Consider the following 17,227-nt stretch of genomic DNA (forward strand, 5'->3'; position numbering starts at 1 on the left):
CTCCGGGTATCAGTATATTAAAAGAAAATCAGGGTGACAACCACAAAGGTCGGGATGAGAAAGACCAGAGAATATTTAAAAATATACCCGAAGAAACTGGGCATTTCCACACCGGCTTCACTGGCAATTGACCGTACCATAAAATTGGGGGCATTACCGATATACGAGCAGGCCCCGAAGAAAACAGCCCCGGCAGAAACCGCTTTCAGATAGATGGCATTTTCCGTCATGAGCAGGGGCACAGACACAGCTTCGGTCATGCCCGCATAAAAACTGCCCAAGGCGGTATTAAAAAAAGTCAAATAGGTCGGGGCATTGTCCAGAAAGGCAGACAACAACCCTGTCACCCAAAAATAATGCCAGGGCTCTTGAACCGCATTGATCAAAAATGCAAACCCGCCTTTGGATCCGGCCTTGAGCAAAAGCAGGCAGGGAATCATGGTGATAAAAATTCCAATAAAAAGATAGGCCACCTCGACAATGGGAAACCAGGTAAATTCATTTTCCTCCCTCAAGGGTCTTGGGGTGGCAAAAAGGGAGGCCAGCCCCATGATGATGAGCAATCCATCCCGAAGCCAGTCCTGGACCGCCCTGTGAATCCCAAAGGTGGACACCTGGCCTAAATCCAGAATACCGCTCATGAGAACCGCCCCCACAATCCCGCCAAGGAAGATAAAATTATAGGTGCCGATAAGACGTAAAGGCGCAGGTTCCCCGTCCTCGGGCGGAGGGGCACCCCCTTCTTTTTTATAAAAAAACAAATCCAGGCAAAAATAGATGCCAATAAGAAGAGTTGAGGTTACCTGCATATGGGGCAGAATTTTAAAGGTCCAAAAAAAGCTAACGCCGTGGAGGAATCCCAAAAAAAGCGGGGGATCCCCCAAAGGGGTAAGCGCCCCGCCCACATTGGCCACTAAAAATATAAAAAAGACCACCATAAAGGTCTTGTTTTTCCTGTGGGCATTGGCCCGGATAAAGGGACGAATCATGAGCATGGCAGCTCCTGTGGTTCCCATCCAGGATGCCAGCAGGGTGCCAACAATAATAATCAGGGTGTTTACCCCGGGAGAGCCCCTCAGCCGTCCTTTGAGCAAAATTCCGCCGGACACGGTAAACAAGGCCCAGAGCAGGATAATAAAGGGTAGATAATCGGCCAGGATAATATGAAAAATTTCATGGATGGCCTGGCCCTTGTGAACAATAACAAAGGGAATGGCAAGACAGGCGGCCCAAAATGCGGAAACCTTGCCGAAATGATGATGCCAGAACCTGCCGGCCACCAAGGGCAGCAGGGCAATGGACAAGAGCATGCCGGCAAAGGGGATGCAGGAAAAAAGGGGCAGTACTTCTCCCAAATTAATATGGCCGTGGCCGGTTTGGTCCCGGCCTTCTGCCGCAACATGTGCGGAATCTGCCAATGTCCCATGGGGGAGATTTTTTTTGTTTTGTCCCCCATGGCCCGCAGTAACAAGGAACAAAAAAATCAAACAGACAAAAACCAAAATCATAGCCGCATGCTTGTCCAACTTCATGATCCAATCCCCCTGGGGTTCTGGGTGCTTTTGAGCATTGGTCACCGGATGAATGCCCGCACGGCTGATCATGCGGGACTTGAATATCCACAAAAAAAAGGTGTGGCGAAAACCAAAATCAGACACTAACGGGACAGGTAAAATACAGATGCATTAAAAATGCACTATTAAATATCCTTGTAAATGTCAAGACGAAACCTTGAAGATCCTTGAATCAAAAACAGGGCCCCCATAAAAACAGAACAAAAATAAAAGACAGAAAACCCCTTATAATCCTTTTTTTCCTGAAACTTCAATTAAAAAACGGCCTGGGGCTCAGGCAAGAAGCAGCTTTCCCAATGCCTTTTGGGCATAATTGGTCATTTCTGAAAACCAGATGGCCACCCCGCCCTCTTCTGTTCTGACCACCTTGCCCTTTAGTTTAAACGGGGTTTTCTGGCCGGGAACCATAAAAACCACTGTGGCAGAAGTCCCTGGCTCAGCCTTTACACTTGTATTGATAAAAACCCCGGAGGCACTCATATTTCTTGAATCTGACTGGATGACCTTATCATCGATGAGCACATCCACCTCAAGCCGGGTCTTCACCCTTGGATAGGTTCTGACATCCTGAATGGATTGAATGTACTTGAGAACATCTCTTTGCTGATCTTCATTTAGCGCACCGGCCTGCCTGGTGATTTCATCCAGCATTCTCTTTTCTCCTGAATTTAAATGACCCAATAACTGCCTCCTTTTTGCCGCTCCCCCGGAAAAACAGGCGTCCAATAACTAAAGAGGGGTGTGCCATGGGGAGAGCCTGATTGACCCTATGCCTTTTTCAAGTATACAAGCTTATCGTAAAGATTACCATGGAAACACGTCCCGGCATTCTCTTTTAATTCCCCCCAAGACCGTTGCACCGGGTATGATCCCGGTCAAAATGTATACAGCCCCCAAAAGGGCAGTCCCTTAACGGCCCTCCTGCCCCATGGGGAAAAAACATCTTTTCAAGATGCAGGCTCCCAATATGGGTATTGCAACCAAACCTTTTTTCTGATAGCCATTTATTAATGCTCGCTAACGTTGATGATAGAATTTGAGGTTATATTATGGATCACGCTCAAGAATCTTTTTTATCTAAATTTTTCAAATTGGAATCTGCCGGGGGATTGACGCTGATGTTTGCAGCAGCTCTGGCCGTTTGCATTGCAAACACACCCTTGTACACATACTATGCAATGCTCATAGATACGCCCGTAGAAATCCGCATTGGGGGATTACACATAGCAAAACCTGCCCTGCTCTGGATCAATGACGGATTGATGGCGGTATTCTTTTTTTTGATCGGCCTGGAACTCAAACGTGAGGTCTTGGAAGGCGAACTTTCCGATAAAACAAAAATCATCCTTCCGGGCGTCGGGGCCATAGGCGGCATGACAGTACCGGCACTCATATATATCTATTTTAACATAAATGATCCTATGGCCATGAAAGGCTGGGCCATTCCAGCGGCAACAGATATTGCATTTGCCCTGGGGATACTATCCCTTTTGGGATCACGAGTCCCGGTGAGCATCAAGGTGTTTTTGACCTCACTTGCCATTTTCGACGACATCGGCGCCATTGTGATCATCGCCATGTTCTATACGGAAAAAATCTCCATGGCAGCCCTATTGGTAGTGCTGTGCTGCATACCGATTCTGGCATTTATGAATTGGCGCAACATAGAGTCAAAAACCGCCTATGCCGTGGTGGGCCTATTCATGTGGACCGCAATGCTCAAATCAGGAATTCGCCACCCTGGCCGGGGTTCTACTGGCCTTTTTCATCCCCATAACCTCTGCACAGGACCCTGAATATTCTCCTTTAAAAAGCATGGAACACGACCTGCATTTTACTGTGGCCTTTTTCATCCTGCCGGTGTTTGCCTTTGCAAATGCAGGCATTTGTTTTACCGGCATGGGGGCTGAACAGATTTTTCATCCCGTATCGTTGGGCATTGGCCTGGGATTGTTCATCGGAAAACAGATCGGCATCTTCGGCCTCTGCGGTCTGGCGATTCGTGCCGGGCTGACACAGCTTCCCAAAGGTATGTCCTGGAAATCTTTGTACGGGGCATCCGCCCTTTGCGGGGTGGGATTCACCATGAGCCTTTTTATCGGCTCATTAGCCTTTCAGCAGACCGGGGCCGTCCGGATGTTTGACGAACGTCTGGGCATCATCTTAGGATCTTTAGTTTCAGGTATTGTGGGTTATCTTTTTTTGCGGCGCAGCCTTGGGGAGAATTGATATTTTTTTAAAAACAATCTGATTTAAAGAAAATCTATTTTTAACAGGTAATCTATGGGGTATATTCCGCCTTTTTGCCAGTAATTTTTTGATCGCCCCATCTGTCTGGGGCAACCCCGATTTTCGGCAAAAAATCAACAAAAAAACAGATATTTGCTGTATTAAAAAAGTAGACAGACAAACCGATTATAATACCTGCCAATTTTTCTGGAGTAAGACGGCCAGGAATGCTATTATCCATAAAATGCCTTATAAGATGACTTTGGCCGATCCTGTCACTGTTCTTCTTGCTCACGACTCTTCTTGAATTGTCTTGGTTTCTTGCTCCAAATCCCATCAAAACGCTGACCAGACTTGCAGGCAGACAGGTTTTTAAAACAAAAAAGGCCCTTGACGAAATCGTCAAAAGCCTTGATTTTTAGATGGTCGGGACGGCAAGATTTGAACTTGCGACCACTTGTCCCCCAGACAAGTGCGCTACCAGACTGCGCTACGCCCCGATTGAAACAAGGGGTATCTATCACTTTGATCTTCAGGTGTCAAGAAAGAATCTTGAACACCTCATTTTTTTTGTAAATCATTTTTCAATTGGAATTAATTTTTTAATTTATAGAGGAATAAAACAAAAATTTCAGAAAAAAATACCTGACAAACCCGTTTATTAATAAATAACCAAACAATAATCAAACACTGATCATCAGGGCGCTTCAAGGTAGAAGAGGTATTAAATAAAGGTATTTAGATTCCCTTGTTTGGGTGATCGAAAAAATGCTCACCCTTTTATTGTTCCCTGTTCACTTGACAGTCCCCAAAATACCTGCTAAGGTTTGGGCTTTTTTGCAGTGAAAAAAACCATAGTAAATAAATGAATAGCATTTGCTTTTTAATTATTATTTATAAAATTGACCATAATTACGGACATAAGAACCTGTGACTACACAAGTGTATGATAGGCAGTATTTAGTTTTTGGGTGTGGCAACACGCTGTTTGGCAATGACGGATTTGGCCCGGAAGTTGTCTACGAGATCAATGCGACCCATACCCTTCCGGATTCTGTTTTAGTCCTTGATGCCGGCACCGGCATCAAGGATTTTGTTTTTGATCTTCTTCTGGTGGAAAATCCCCCCAAGATGGTCATTGTTATTGATGCCGTGACCGTTGAAGGACGGGAACAAGGAGAGGTGTTTGAAATTGAAATATCAAATGTGCCCAGTGAAAAACTGGCTGATTTTTCTCTTCATCAGGCCCCTTCATCCAACCTGCTTGCCCAGCTTGCAGAACGGGGTATTGATGTTCAAGTGATTGCCATGCAAACAGAAACCATTCCGAACGAAATCAGCCCGGGTCTTTGTCCAAAGGCCAGAAAGGCGGTAAAGGAAGCAGCAGCACTCACTATTAGGAAATTAGAAAGCCGTAAAGCTTTCGATTTATAAAAAAATTTAATCTTCTAACCCCAAAACGAGGTGTTTATGGCGAAACAACCAAAAGGTTCCGTGTTAATGGCAGGAGGCGGAATTGCCGGTATTCAGGCAGCTCTGGATATGGCGGATTCCGGATTTTACGTTTATCTTGTGGAGAAAAGTGCAGGTATCGGGGGGGCAATGTCCCAATTGGACAAGACCTTCCCCACCAACGACTGTGCCATGTGAATCATCTCACCCAAACTGGTTGAGTGCGGTCGGCACTTAAATATAGAGTTATTAACCCTCTCAGAAATCGAGACTGTTTCAGGCGAACTGGGAGATTTTACAGTAACCGTCAAAAAAAAGCCCAGGTATGTTGATGAAAACAAATGTATTGCCTGCGGCCTTTGTGCGGAAAAATGCCCGAAAAAAGTCGATGACGAATACAATGCAGGCTTAAACAAACGCAAGGCCGCCTACATCAAATATGATCAAACCGTGCCTTTGAAGTACGCCATTGACCCGGACCATTGTATTTACCTGAACAAGGGCAAATGTGGAATCTGCGCAAAAATCTGCCCCACCGGCGCCATTGATTATGAAATGAAAACCGAGTACGTGGACATCAATGTCGGTGCGGTTATTCTGGCACCGGGATTCAAGCCCTTTTCCCCAAAAGGCATTGACTATTACGGATATGATACCATTCCGGACGTGGTCACAAGTCTTGAATATGAACGTATGCTTTCAGCCTCCGGTCCTTCCATGGGCCATTTACAAAAAGAATCTGACGGCCAAGAGCCTAGAAAAGTTGCCTGGATCCAATGCGTCGGTTCCAGAAACAATAATTGTTCTAAAAACGGATATTGCTCCAGCGTCTGCTGCATGTATGCCATAAAACAGGCGGTGATGACCCAGTCACACATGGCAGAAGGCAACGGAGAGCAGACCATTTTCTACATGGATATCAGAACCCCGGGCAAAGAGTATGAACGCTACTATGAAAGCGCAAGAACCGGGGGGGTATCATTTATCCGCGCCCGTCCCCATTCTCTGCTCAAAGGACCTGACGGCCACGGGGTTACCATGCTCTGGACCGACCAGAAAGGAAATTCCCAGGAGTCTTTCTTTGACATGGTGGTTCTCTCCATCGGGCTTGAAGCCCCTGAAGATGCCAAAGACCTGGCTCAAAAATGCGGAATTGAACTGGACCATTACGGATTTGCCAAAACCTCAAGTTTTGATCCGTCAAAGACCAACAAGGAAGGGGTATTTGTTACGGGCAGTTTTCAAAGTCCCAAAGCCATTCCCCAGTCCGTCACCATTGCATCCACAGCCGCAGCCCGGGTCAAATCGGCTCTGGCCGACTCCAGGGGCAGCCTGACCGTTGAAAAAACCTTTGTTGAAGAATTTGACATTAGTGATCAGGAAAAACGGATCGGTGTTTTTGTCTGCTCATGCGGAACCAATATTGCCGGTGTTGTGGATGTAAAAGCGGTCGCCGAATTTTCAAAAACCCTTGCCCATGTAGTTTATGTGGACAACAACCTGTTTACCTGCTCTGCAGATACCCAGGATCTGATTGCCGAAACCATTAAAAAAGAAAACCTTAACGCCGTAGTCATTGCAGCGTGTACGCCGAGAACCCATGAGCCTCTGTTCCAAGAAACCCTACAGAATGTAGGCTTAAACAAATATATGGTGGAAATGGCCAATATCAGGAACATGAACGCCTGGGTTCATCCCAACGAGCCTGAAAAAGCCACGGCAAAAGCCAAGGAGCAGGTAAAAATGGCTGTTGCAAAAGTATCTCTCAACTATCCGCTTCAGGACATTGAAGTTAATATCACGCCCAGGGCTCTTGTGGTCGGAGGCGGGCTTGCCGGAATGAGTGCGGCCAAAAACATGGCCAACCAGGGATATGAAACCGTTCTCATTGAAAAAGAAGGCAAACTCGGCGGCGTGGCCAACACGATATTAAAAACCTGGAAAGACGAGGACATCAAGGCCCATACACAGGCCTTTGCCCAGGAAATCATGGCCCATGAAAAAATCCAGGTCATGACCCATACCCAGCTCACGGCTGTTTCAGGCTTTGTGGGATCTTTTACAGGCGAACTCACCCACAACGGTGATACCGAAACCGTTGATTTTGGTACCTGTATTATTGCCACCGGTGCCAACGAATACAAACCGGATGAGTACCGGTACAGAGAAGATGATCGGGTCATGACCATCATGGATCTCAACAAACGGATCCATGACACCCCTGAATTTTCAGATTCCCTGGATTGCGTTGCCTTTATCCAGTGCGTTGGATCCCGGAATGAAGAGCATCCATATTGTTCAAGGGTCTGCTGTACCCAATCCATTAAAAAGGCGGTACGGTTCAAAAAGGCAAATCCGGACATGGGCGTGTATATCCTTTACCGGGATATCAGGACCTATGCTGACAAAGAAGATGCATATACGGAAGCCAGAAACCTGGGTGTGATTTTCATCAAATATACCCGGGACAATAAACCTGAAGTGACCGATGAAAACGGGGAGCTTACTGTCAAGGTCTTTGATCCTATTCTCCAGATGGATGTGATCGTCAATCCAGACGCTTTGGTACTGGCCTCAGCCATTGTTCCAAACAACACGGCGCCCTTTGCAGACCTGTTTAAATGCGGGGTCAATGCAGACGGGTTCCTCATGGAGGCCCATCCCAAGCTCAAACCGGTGGATTCCACCACAGACGGTGTGTTCCTGGCCGGCATGTGCCATTATCCCAAGCCTGTTGATGAAGCCATTGCCCAAGGCAGGGCGGCAGCTTCCAGGGCCAGCGTAATTCTGTCAAAGACGACCATGAAGCTGGATGCCATCAAGTCCCATGTGACCCATAATTGTGACGGCTGCGCCCTCTGCGTCGACATCTGCCCCTACAATGCCATTGAACTGGTTGAATTTAAGGGTGAGGATGACAAACAGCATAAACGGGTTAAAATCCGTGAGGCGCTTTGCAAAGGCTGCGGTCTCTGTGCCGCCACCTGCCCCAAAGAGGGGATTGTGGTCAACGGATTTACCCCGAGCCAGCTCAGGGCCCAGATTGATGCAATCCTGGAAGATGCATAATTGACGACTATTAAGGAGAATAAATATATCATGTCAGATCAATTCGAACCGAAAATCATTGGATTTCTTTGCAATTGGTGCTCCTATGCCGGCGGAGACCTGGCCGGCGTATCCAGACTTCAATACCCGCCCAACATGAAAGCAATACGGGTCATGTGCACCGGGATGGTCCATCCGGATTTCATTCTTGACGGCCTTAAAAAAGGGGCTGACGGCATTATGGTCATGGGCTGACATCTTGGAGAATGTCATTACCTGGATGGTAATCACAAAGCCAAGGCCCGAATCGCCGTTGTTAAACTCATGCTCGAAGATGCCGGCATCAACCCGGAACGTGTGGCCATTGAATGGGTATCAGGCGCCGAAGGCCCCAGATTTGCCCAGAAGGTGACCGAATTCACAGAAAAAATCAGGGCCCTTGGCCCCAATACATTTAAGGCCCGTCACCAGGCCTTAGAAGAGGAGGCCCCATGCCAGTAAAAGTTGCCAGTGAATGGCTCAACTCCTGTTCCGGATGTGAAATCGCCATTCTCAACCTTGGAGAAACCTTGCTTGATCTTCTTCCTCAGCTTGATTTTGTTCACATCCCCGTACTCATGGACCATAAGCATTACGGCCAGCTGGGAGATAAAAAAGAGATTGATATTCCGGCGGCCACAGTCGGCCTTGTTTCCGGCGGTATCAGAAACGAAGAACACCTTGAGGTCGCCCTTGAGATGCGCAAAAAATGCGACATCCTCATTGCCCTTGGCACCTGTGCCACCCATGGGGGAATTCCAGCGTTGATCAACTCTTACACCAACAAAGAGCTGTATGATGACTACTATCATACCGAAAGTACAGATCCCGGCGGAGAAGTACCCACCAACGGTGTGCCCCCCCTTCTGGACCGGTGCTACGCCCTGGACGAAAAAATAGATGTGGACATCTATCTGCCCGGGTGCCCGCCCCATCCGGATCAGATTGCCCATGCCATTCTTTCCCTGCTCAGCGGGGATAAAGTGGAGCTGCCCTTTAAGAGTGTCTGCGACACCTGTCCTACCATCAGACAGGGCAAAGGCGAGATAGGCGAAATCAAACGGTTCACCGAATCACCCGAGTTTAATCCGGACAAGCCCATCAGCGAGATGCGCTGTCTTCTGGAACAAGGATATCTGTGTGCAGGTCCTGTGACCCGGGCCGGGTGTGCAGGCAACACAGGCGAAGCCCCTCGCTGCATCGCAGCACGGGTGCCCTGCAGGGGATGTTACGGCCCTGTCAGACAGGAAGGCAACCAGCTTCTTGACATGCTCAATGCCCTGGCATCCAACGGCGTTGACATCAGTAACATACCGGACCGGGATAACCTGCTGCGGTTTTCAGGGGCCCACAACCGGCTGGTCTCCAACAAAAAAGGAGGTATGTAAATGGGAAAAACCATTAATATCGCCCCCCTGTCTCGAATCGAGGGGCATGCAAGTATAAAAATTCAATTAGACGACCAGGGTGAGGTCTCTTCGGCCACCACCCATTTTAACTCCATCAGGGGGTTTGAAAAATATGTCCAGGGCAAGCCTGCCGAAGAAATCACCCGGATTGTGACCCGGATCTGCGGTATCTGCCCCTGGCACCATCATCTTTCCTCCACCAAGGCCGTGGATGCCTGTTTTGCAGCAGAAGTAGCCCCTGCAGGCCATCTGCTGCGCGAATGCATGCAGAACCTTGCCCATATCAATGACAAGATTCTTCACTTTTATTTTCTGGCAGCCCCTGACTTTGTGCTGGGTCCTGATGCCGACTATAAGGTCAGAAATGTCATTGGTATTGCCCAGGCAGCGCCGGATCTTGCCAAACAGGTCATTAAAATGCGGCAGCTGGGCCAGATGATGATGGAAAAATTTGCCGGCAAGGTGATTCATCCCATTGCTGCGGTTCCGGGCGGTTTTTCCAAACCCATGTCTGACAGCCAGCGGTTGAGCCTGATCGAAGATACCAAAGAATTGTTGGAATTTGCCAAATTTTCCATGGCCCATGCCAAGGAAAATATCTTCCCCAACTATCTTAAAGAAGTGACCACCTTAGGAACCATTACCACAGGCTTTATCGGTACGGTTGAAGATGACGGGGCATTGAACTTCTATGACGGCAAGATCCGGCTGATGAAGCCCGATGGCAGTTTTGATGATTTTGAAGATACAGATTACCTGGATTATATCAGTGAAAAGGTGGTGGACACCTCCTATGGAAAATACCCCTATGCCAAGTGCTGGGACGAAGGATTTTCCATGGATCTGGATGCTCCTAAAGGCATTTACCGGTCCAACTGCCTGGCACGGCTCAACGCCTGTGAGTATATTTCCACCCCCCTTGCCCAGGCTGAATTAGAAGAGTTCAGATCCAGCTTTGGCAGACCTGCCCAGCACACCCTGCTCTACCACTGGGCACGGCTCATCGAGCTGGTCTATGCCTGTGAAAAGACCCTGGAGCTATTATCTAATACGGCCATCTGCGGAAAAGAGTCTCGCATTGACTTCACCCCCAAAGCGGGTCGCGGCGTAGGCCATGTAGAAGCCCCCAGAGGCACCCTGATCCATGACTATACCACAGACGAAAACGGGCTCATTGAAAAGGCCAACATGATTGTGGGCACCACCCATAACCTGGCCCCCATTTCCATGAGTGTTGAGCAGTCTGCAAAAATGCTGATCCATGAAGGCCGTGTCGATGAAACCATCCTTAATATGGTGGAAATGTCGGTCCGTGCCTACGACCCCTGAATTTCCTGTGCCACTCACCGCCTGGATGGCGGCAAAGCAATCGATATCAAAATCGTTGATGCAAACGGTAACCAGATTCAGCAGTAAATCAGTTTAAAGATTAAAGGGGGGTACGAAAATTTCGTACCCCCCTTTTTTTTATGGTATCCAGTCAGCCCTATCTTCTATGGCCTTAGCCGCTGTTTCATTTGCCATCCCGGCATCCTTCCGGATGCGATCCTTAAAAACAAAGGGTCAAAAATCAATTAATTTATTCTTTTGCACATACGCTGTAAATTCTTCTGACCAGGGTAGATAAATGGTTATTTTTAGGGGATCTTTGATTTTGAGCATACAATACCCAAATTCCAAACCAGGTTCATTTAATTCAGATGAGAAGGGCGAGGTTTCTGCGCCATCGGCCAAAGAGGCGGGATCCAGGAGACGAATGCTTACCACCTGTGCCCAAGGTATTAATACAGAAGAGGTAAACCAGCTCAAGGGGATTGTATTCGAAAAAACCATTCCTTTGATGGACGGGGATACTTTTTGGGTTCTTATTTCATGGGCATTCTGGGCGGAGAACCCGCACTTACCGATCAGGTAGTTTGGGAAACTGAGTTCAAAATTCATTTGAATCTTGGTGGAAAGCCTGTATCTATTTTTAACAATCGCCCAAATTTTTGTAACATTCATATTAGACTCTTAATTTAATTATGGTGTGTTGGTATTTTGAAAAGACCGGGCATTCCAGAAAAATTTAACCTGCCAGGCTTTAGCGCATCTTTTTTTCCCCTTCTGACAGACTATTGTGCCAGGGGTATTTTACGATGTTCTGAAAATCCCATCAAATCTTTACACGCCTCTTTATTTCCTAACGTACAAGAAATATCCAAAGCCTTTAACATCTGATTTGTTTTATTCAAAGAATAAAAACCAATGGCTTTAGCAAGGTAAATTTCCAGCCAATTGGGATATTTTTTTTCAAGATGATCCAAATAAATTATGGCGATCCTGGATTCTTTTTTTCTAAGATATCGATAGGCCCTTGATATTTCATTTCCAGGCTCAATGGTTTTAAAAAGATATTGTTCCATTTCTTGTTGCCAGGAAAATTGGTTCTCTTGTTTTTCAAATTCAATATTTTTAATCTCAGCCCGTGTAAAATCAGCCAAATTGATTTTTGTTCTTACCTTGACGTAATATTTTTCTGAATTTATCAATTGTTTTTTAATGATATAAGGGGTTAAATCTTCTGCGATGATACAAAAAATTTCCCTGGTTTTGTTTCCATAATTTTTCAACACCCCCGTATGGCTTAAATACTTTGCCGATAGTGCAACGGCAGTGTATTTTGCACCAAAAAGGCAGAGTGATTCATACAAATTTTCAGCGTCTGAAGGGGCTATAACATAGGTGCAGTCCGATACGATTTCAAATGCGTTGTTCATCTGAGCATTCCCGGTATGCCCCAGGACAGGTGACAATAAGAATATCAAAAAACAGATGAGCAAGTTATAAAATTTCATTGTCCGCCTCCCGAACCGCCATCTATAAGATGGTCATTAAAATTAAAGCACCCTTTTATTAACAGGCCGTATTTTCGTTGTAAATGATTATTCCCTTTTTTAACAAGCGTGCGAACCGAGTTTAACCAGCCCTTCCAGGATCTAGGATTGCCTCCCCAAAAAGCCCTCGTACAAAAGACCGTGCAAGACCCATGGAAAAACACCAGATCCTGGAAGGGCAGATCTCTTTTTTTTGATCCCCCATTCCTAAGATACGGATGTGTTTCAATATTAAAAATAGTATTGACTGTTTTAAAATTATACTTTATATCTCAACACAAGCTATTTAATGTATTAAATGTAAACAAACTAAAAAATACGCTTTAAATTTAAACAAATCAACAATGATGGCTGAAACCAACACCATTGTTGATGCAATTCAGATTGAAAAAAGAAAGTAATCCGTGACACAGACAACTAAAACAATATTGCTCGTTGATGATGAAGAGCGCCTCCTGGATTCAATATCCAAGCGGATATCATTATTGGGTTTTTCTCCCTTAAAAGCAACATCCGGCCAACAGGCAATTGAAATTGTCAAACAGACCCAGGTTGATTTGGCCATTGTCGATCTGAAAATGCCGGATATGGACGGCCTGGTCACCATTGCCAAACTCAAAGAAATCACTCCGGAACTAAATACCATCCTGTTGACCGGTTATGGCAATGAAAAAATAAAACAGGCCACCGAGTCACTCGACTCCTTGTATGTTGAAAAAGACGCCATGGGCGGTCTTTGGGACATTATCAAACAATCAAGCACCCAGGGCAAGGTGGTTGTTATCAGGCCGCCTGCAGGCCCAACCACGGCTGATAAATTCGTGTCAGAGCAAGTGGAGATCCTAGATCCTTTAAGTCAGAACAAACCCATAGCTCACAGGTTGCCCAAACCCGGCCCGGGCAAGAGGCCAAACCCCCTGTCAAAAATCATCGGCGGCACCCCTGAAATACAGCGATTAAAGAAAAATATCAGGCGATTTGCTGAAATGGATTGCGCCATTATCATCAGAGGAGAGATCGGAACCGGCAAAGAGTTGGTTGCAAGAACCATCCACAACCTCAGCCACCGCAAACAACAAAGATTTTTAGCCTTTGATTGCGGCTGTTTCAGCAAAGACTTTCGGTTTGCCCAATTGGTTGCCTCCTACGATGACACCCCTAAAAATGATCCGTTAAAAAAAGAATATGGGGCATTAAATCCGCCCTATACCGGCACCATACTCCTGGATCATATTGAGAACATGCCCAAAAAGCCCCAGCAGGAAATGCTCCAGTTAATTGATGGAAAAACATCGGATTCTGCCCCCTTCATGGATGTCAGATTTATCGTGGTTGCCCATCAAAGCATAGAAGAAAAAATCATCGAAGGTAAATTCCAGATGGAACTTTACCGACGGATACGTGCCATTGAAATTGAAATTCCGCCTTTGCGCCGCAGACTTGAAGACCTGTCCATTCTGTGTCATTATTTTTTAGGCCAGTTAAATGAAGAATTTGGGAAAAAAATAAAAACATTTTCAGATGATGTCTTTTCCCTGTTTGAAGCATATGAGTTTCCGGGAAATATTAGAGAATTGCGCCACATTATCGAAAGAGCGGTTATTTTAGCCCAGGGTGATATCATCACCGGCAAGCATCTACCCAAAAAATTGAGCCAAAAAAATATCACACACACGCCCGATGACACCTCCCCCTTTCTGACCGTCCAGCAGATGGAGCAAAAGCATATTCTCAAGGCCATTGAAATCACCCACGGCAACAAGACCAGGGCAGCAGAACTTTTAGGCATCAGCCGGGCTGCACTGTGGAGAAAACTGAGACTCATTTCTGAAAAATCATAATTGCTCATCCAACACAACTGATGACCGAGCCGATTTCCCATTCATGCCCATCAATGCATTTTGGGTAAAAGAGGGATGGCCATACGATCCTTAAGGAACCCTTTTGAACGATAGATGTTTCATTTTTAAAATTTTTTAGATTTATTGTTTACAATTTAAACTGTTTGATTTATACATGTTCCATATATCAATAGTAAAAGACCTATAACCTTGATAAGGCTAAGATATGGAACACCATGATATATTAATTGTTGATGATGAGGAACGTTATGCCACCATGCTGGCCAGCCGGCTGGGATTGCGCGGATTTTCCTGCAAAGTCCGTAACGATGGACAGACAGCCATTGATATCATAAAAACCCTATCGTTTTCCTGGGTTATTCTGGATTTACGGCTGCCGGATATTTATGGATCAGAGGTGCTGTCTCAAATTAAAACAACTGCCCCCCAAACCCAGGTCATCATTCTGACAGGGCACGGAACTGATAAAGATCGAGTTCAGTGTTTGGAGCGTGGTGCCCATTCTTTTATGAATAAACCTTTGGACATTGACCAAATGATTTCGATTATGGGCCAGAATAAAGAACACTCAATATGAAAAACAGGCTGAAATGTAATTTAAAGTCATATTTCCCGTATTTCCATCGGTCAAACGAGGAACATCTGAATCCTTACTATGCCTTTTAGGATTATCGCAAGATCTGGGGAAGCGTGGTTTTCTTTCTCATGATCACAGCATTGGTTCCTCTGACAGCCATGACATCCATCTATTATCAGCTTGTTGATCAATCCATTAACACCGAATCCCTTTTGCGTACCGAACGATTGGCCTCCAATGCCCGCAGGGCCGTGACCTTTTTTTTAGAGGAACGCCTGGATGCACTAACCTTTACAGCAAAAGAAATGGGATATGGCCGCCTGAGCGATCCCAAGCGTTTGGAAGAGATATTTCGAAACCTGAAACTGGGGTTCGGCGGATTGACTGACTTGAGTGTGATCTCGGATAACGGAACCCAGGTGGCCTATGCCGGCCCATTCAATCTAAAGGGAAAGGACTACAGCAACCAGGCATGGTTTTTGGAATGCCGCCTCAATGACGCCTGTGTCAGCGAAGTGTTTTCAGGCCACCGCGGTGTTCCTCATATTGTTGTGGCTGTTAAATCCCAACGACCGGACGGTGGTTTTTTCATGCTGCGCATGACCCTGGATACCGACCGACTGATTCAGGCCCTGTCATCTTACAAGACCGGAGAACATACCGATATTTTCCTGACCAACCGCGATGGGAAGATGCAGACCCCTTCCATGTTTTATGAAGGCGAGGCCCGCCAGCTTACCCTTCCTTTGCCCGTCTATTCCGATCGGACAAAATCCTTGATATCAGATGATTTCAACGAGCGGCCCATGGTTGTCGGCTATGCGTTTATCAACACGAAGATGGTCCCCACCCCCTTTGTCCTCATGGTTGTCAAACAAAAACAGGGGATGATGAAAGTCTGGCTGGATCTTCGTTCAAATATCAACTGGTTTTTATTTGTAAGTTCACTCATCGTCATCCTTGTCATTTTTCTGACCTCTTCTTTTATGGTCAACAAAATGTTTGACGCAGACCGGCAAAAGGCCCGGACCATGGCTGCGGCAGAACAAAACTGTCAATTGGCATCCATCGGGCAGCTGGCTGTCGGAGTGGCCCATGAAATAAACAATCCTTTAGCCCTTATCAACGAAACCGCCGGTTATATCAAAGATCTGTTTATCATAAAAAAACAATACGGGGATGATCCGGAATTAATCGAACTTATCGAATCCATCATCGAGACCGTAGAACGTTGTGGTACCATTACCCGGCAATTGCTTGGTTTCTCAAGACATTTTGATGTCCAGATACAGGGAATCCACCTTAAGCCCATGGTTTTTGACGTGCTTAATTTTCACAAGAAAGAAGCTGAGTACCGGGATATTACCATTCATACCGACTTCCCGGATGAAATTCCGCTGATCGAAACCGATAGAGGAAAACTCCAGCAGATTATTTTAAACCTTGTGAACAATGCATTTCATGCCATTGAAAATGGGGGATCATTGGATATTCGGGCAAAGCTGGACAATGAAAAAGACTGCGTTCACCTGAGCATACAAGATGATGGTTGCGGTATCTCCGAAGCAGATCTCTCTAAAATTTTTGAGCCCTTTTTTACCACAAAAGAAGAAGGCAAAGGGACCGGGTTAGGACTCTCCATTACCTATGGTCTGGTAAAAAAACTTTACGGCGACATTAGAGTTCAAAGTAAACTCGGTAAAGGAACAACGTTTACGGTCACCTTGCCTATCCATACAGAAAGGGATTTTTCAGGATGAATGTTTTATTGGTGGATGATGAAAAAAAATTTGTAATGATGCTTGCCAAAAGGCTCGAATTAAGAGGGTTCCAGGTGACATTTGCCAACACCGGCGCGGATGCGCTTGATTTGATCAAAAAGGGTGAAAGGTTTGATGTGGCCCTCTTGGATGTGAAAATGCCCGGAATCGGCGGGATTGAACTTCGACGGGAACTGCATCGACTGGATCCGGATATGAAATTTATTTTTCTTACCGGTCATGGATCGGACAACGACTATCTGGTGGGAGACAAGGAGGCAATGCATTATCTGCCCAAGCCCATAAAAATAGATCTGGTTGTAAAAACCTTATTAGAGGTGGCTGGAACGAACTAGTAAAAACCGGCCTCATTGGGTTGCAGGCTTTGATAATATCCGGCA

The 17,227-nt window shown here is 46.0% G+C and carries 15 protein-coding genes, 1 tRNA gene and 1 pseudogene; 11 read left to right on the forward strand and 6 right to left on the reverse strand.

Features of this window, described 5'->3' with window-relative positions; genetic code table 11:
• Window positions 1-17: 17 nt before the first annotated feature.
• On the reverse strand, window positions 18-1,532 hold the full coding sequence (locus HUN05_18010) for a sodium:proton antiporter (GenBank protein ID WDP86784.1): 1,515 nt from the start codon (window positions 1,530-1,532) through the stop codon (window positions 18-20).
• 315 nt (window positions 1,533-1,847) lie between these two features.
• Entirely contained in the window at window positions 1,848-2,225 is a 378-nt protein-coding gene (locus tag HUN05_18015; GenBank protein WDP86785.1) for a PilZ domain-containing protein, read from the reverse strand.
• 398 nt (window positions 2,226-2,623) lie between these two features.
• Here HUN05_18015 and nhaA point away from each other — a divergent pair.
• Window positions 2,624-3,803, forward strand: a pseudogene (gene nhaA, locus HUN05_18020) (Na+/H+ antiporter NhaA).
• 52 nt (window positions 3,804-3,855) lie between these two features.
• On the opposite strand, the gene HUN05_18025 reads toward nhaA, so the two are convergent.
• A complete protein-coding gene (locus tag HUN05_18025) occupies window positions 3,856-4,044 on the reverse strand; it encodes a hypothetical protein (protein WDP86786.1) in 189 nt (62 codons plus the stop codon).
• A gap of 182 nt (window positions 4,045-4,226) precedes the next feature.
• Window positions 4,227-4,303: transfer RNA gene (locus HUN05_18030), tRNA-Pro, on the reverse strand.
• Window positions 4,304-4,733: 430 nt separating this feature from the next.
• Here HUN05_18030 and HUN05_18035 point away from each other — a divergent pair.
• Genes HUN05_18035 through HUN05_18060 form a run of 6 tightly spaced genes read left to right on the forward strand, consistent with a single transcriptional unit; the run spans window position 4,734 to window position 11,167 of the window.
• The gene (locus HUN05_18035) at window positions 4,734-5,237 is read left to right on the forward strand and encodes a hydrogenase maturation protease (protein ID WDP86787.1); all 504 of its coding nucleotides are present in this window, start codon (window positions 4,734-4,736) and stop codon (window positions 5,235-5,237) included.
• A 36-nt stretch (window positions 5,238-5,273) separates the two neighbouring features.
• Complete coding sequence (locus tag HUN05_18040; protein ID WDP86788.1) at window positions 5,274-8,324, forward strand: CoB--CoM heterodisulfide reductase iron-sulfur subunit A family protein; 3,051 nt, start codon at window positions 5,274-5,276, stop codon at window positions 8,322-8,324.
• A gap of 30 nt (window positions 8,325-8,354) precedes the next feature.
• Window positions 8,355-8,558 (forward strand): hydrogenase iron-sulfur subunit, encoded by a 204-nt coding sequence (locus HUN05_18045; protein WDP86789.1) that lies wholly within the window; start codon window positions 8,355-8,357, stop codon window positions 8,556-8,558.
• Between the two features lie 21 nt (window positions 8,559-8,579).
• A complete protein-coding gene (locus tag HUN05_18050) occupies window positions 8,580-8,804 on the forward strand; it encodes a hydrogenase iron-sulfur subunit (GenBank protein WDP88126.1) in 225 nt (74 codons plus the stop codon).
• On the forward strand, window positions 8,795-9,730 hold the full coding sequence (locus HUN05_18055; GenBank protein WDP86790.1) for a methyl viologen-reducing hydrogenase: 936 nt from the start codon (window positions 8,795-8,797) through the stop codon (window positions 9,728-9,730). Before HUN05_18050 ends, HUN05_18055 begins: the two co-directional genes overlap by 10 nt.
• Window positions 9,731-11,167: a Ni/Fe hydrogenase subunit alpha gene (locus HUN05_18060; GenBank protein WDP86791.1), complete on the forward strand. Its 1,437-nt coding sequence runs from the start codon at window positions 9,731-9,733 to the stop codon at window positions 11,165-11,167. It begins immediately after the preceding gene.
• A 147-nt stretch (window positions 11,168-11,314) separates the two neighbouring features.
• On the opposite strand, the gene HUN05_18065 is transcribed toward HUN05_18060, so the two are convergent.
• Window positions 11,315-11,755 (reverse strand): hypothetical protein, encoded by a 441-nt coding sequence (locus tag HUN05_18065; protein WDP86792.1) that lies wholly within the window; start codon window positions 11,753-11,755, stop codon window positions 11,315-11,317.
• Between the two features lie 110 nt (window positions 11,756-11,865).
• Window positions 11,866-12,588: a hypothetical protein gene (locus tag HUN05_18070; GenBank protein ID WDP86793.1), complete on the reverse strand. Its 723-nt coding sequence runs from the start codon at window positions 12,586-12,588 to the stop codon at window positions 11,866-11,868.
• A 443-nt stretch (window positions 12,589-13,031) separates the two neighbouring features.
• Here HUN05_18070 and HUN05_18075 point away from each other — a divergent pair, with 443 nt between their 5' ends.
• The 4 genes from HUN05_18075 to HUN05_18090 all read left to right on the forward strand — a co-directional run bounded on the left by HUN05_18075 (window position 13,032) and on the right by HUN05_18090 (window position 17,182).
• Window positions 13,032-14,468, forward strand: a complete 1,437-nt coding sequence (locus tag HUN05_18075) for a sigma-54-dependent Fis family transcriptional regulator (protein WDP86794.1) — start codon at window positions 13,032-13,034, stop codon at window positions 14,466-14,468.
• 226 nt (window positions 14,469-14,694) lie between these two features.
• On the forward strand, window positions 14,695-15,066 hold the full coding sequence (locus HUN05_18080) for a response regulator (GenBank protein WDP86795.1): 372 nt from the start codon (window positions 14,695-14,697) through the stop codon (window positions 15,064-15,066).
• Between the two features lie 128 nt (window positions 15,067-15,194).
• Complete coding sequence (locus HUN05_18085; GenBank protein ID WDP86796.1) at window positions 15,195-16,826, forward strand: two-component sensor histidine kinase; 1,632 nt, start codon at window positions 15,195-15,197, stop codon at window positions 16,824-16,826.
• Window positions 16,823-17,182, forward strand: a complete 360-nt coding sequence (locus HUN05_18090; protein WDP86797.1) for a response regulator — start codon at window positions 16,823-16,825, stop codon at window positions 17,180-17,182. Before HUN05_18085 ends, HUN05_18090 begins: the two co-directional genes overlap by 4 nt.
• Window positions 17,183-17,227: the final 45 nt, after the last annotated feature.

Origin of the sequence: Desulfobacter sp. (assembly GCA_028768545.1) — a bacterium.
Lineage (GTDB): Bacteria > Desulfobacterota > Desulfobacteria > Desulfobacterales > Desulfobacteraceae > Desulfobacter.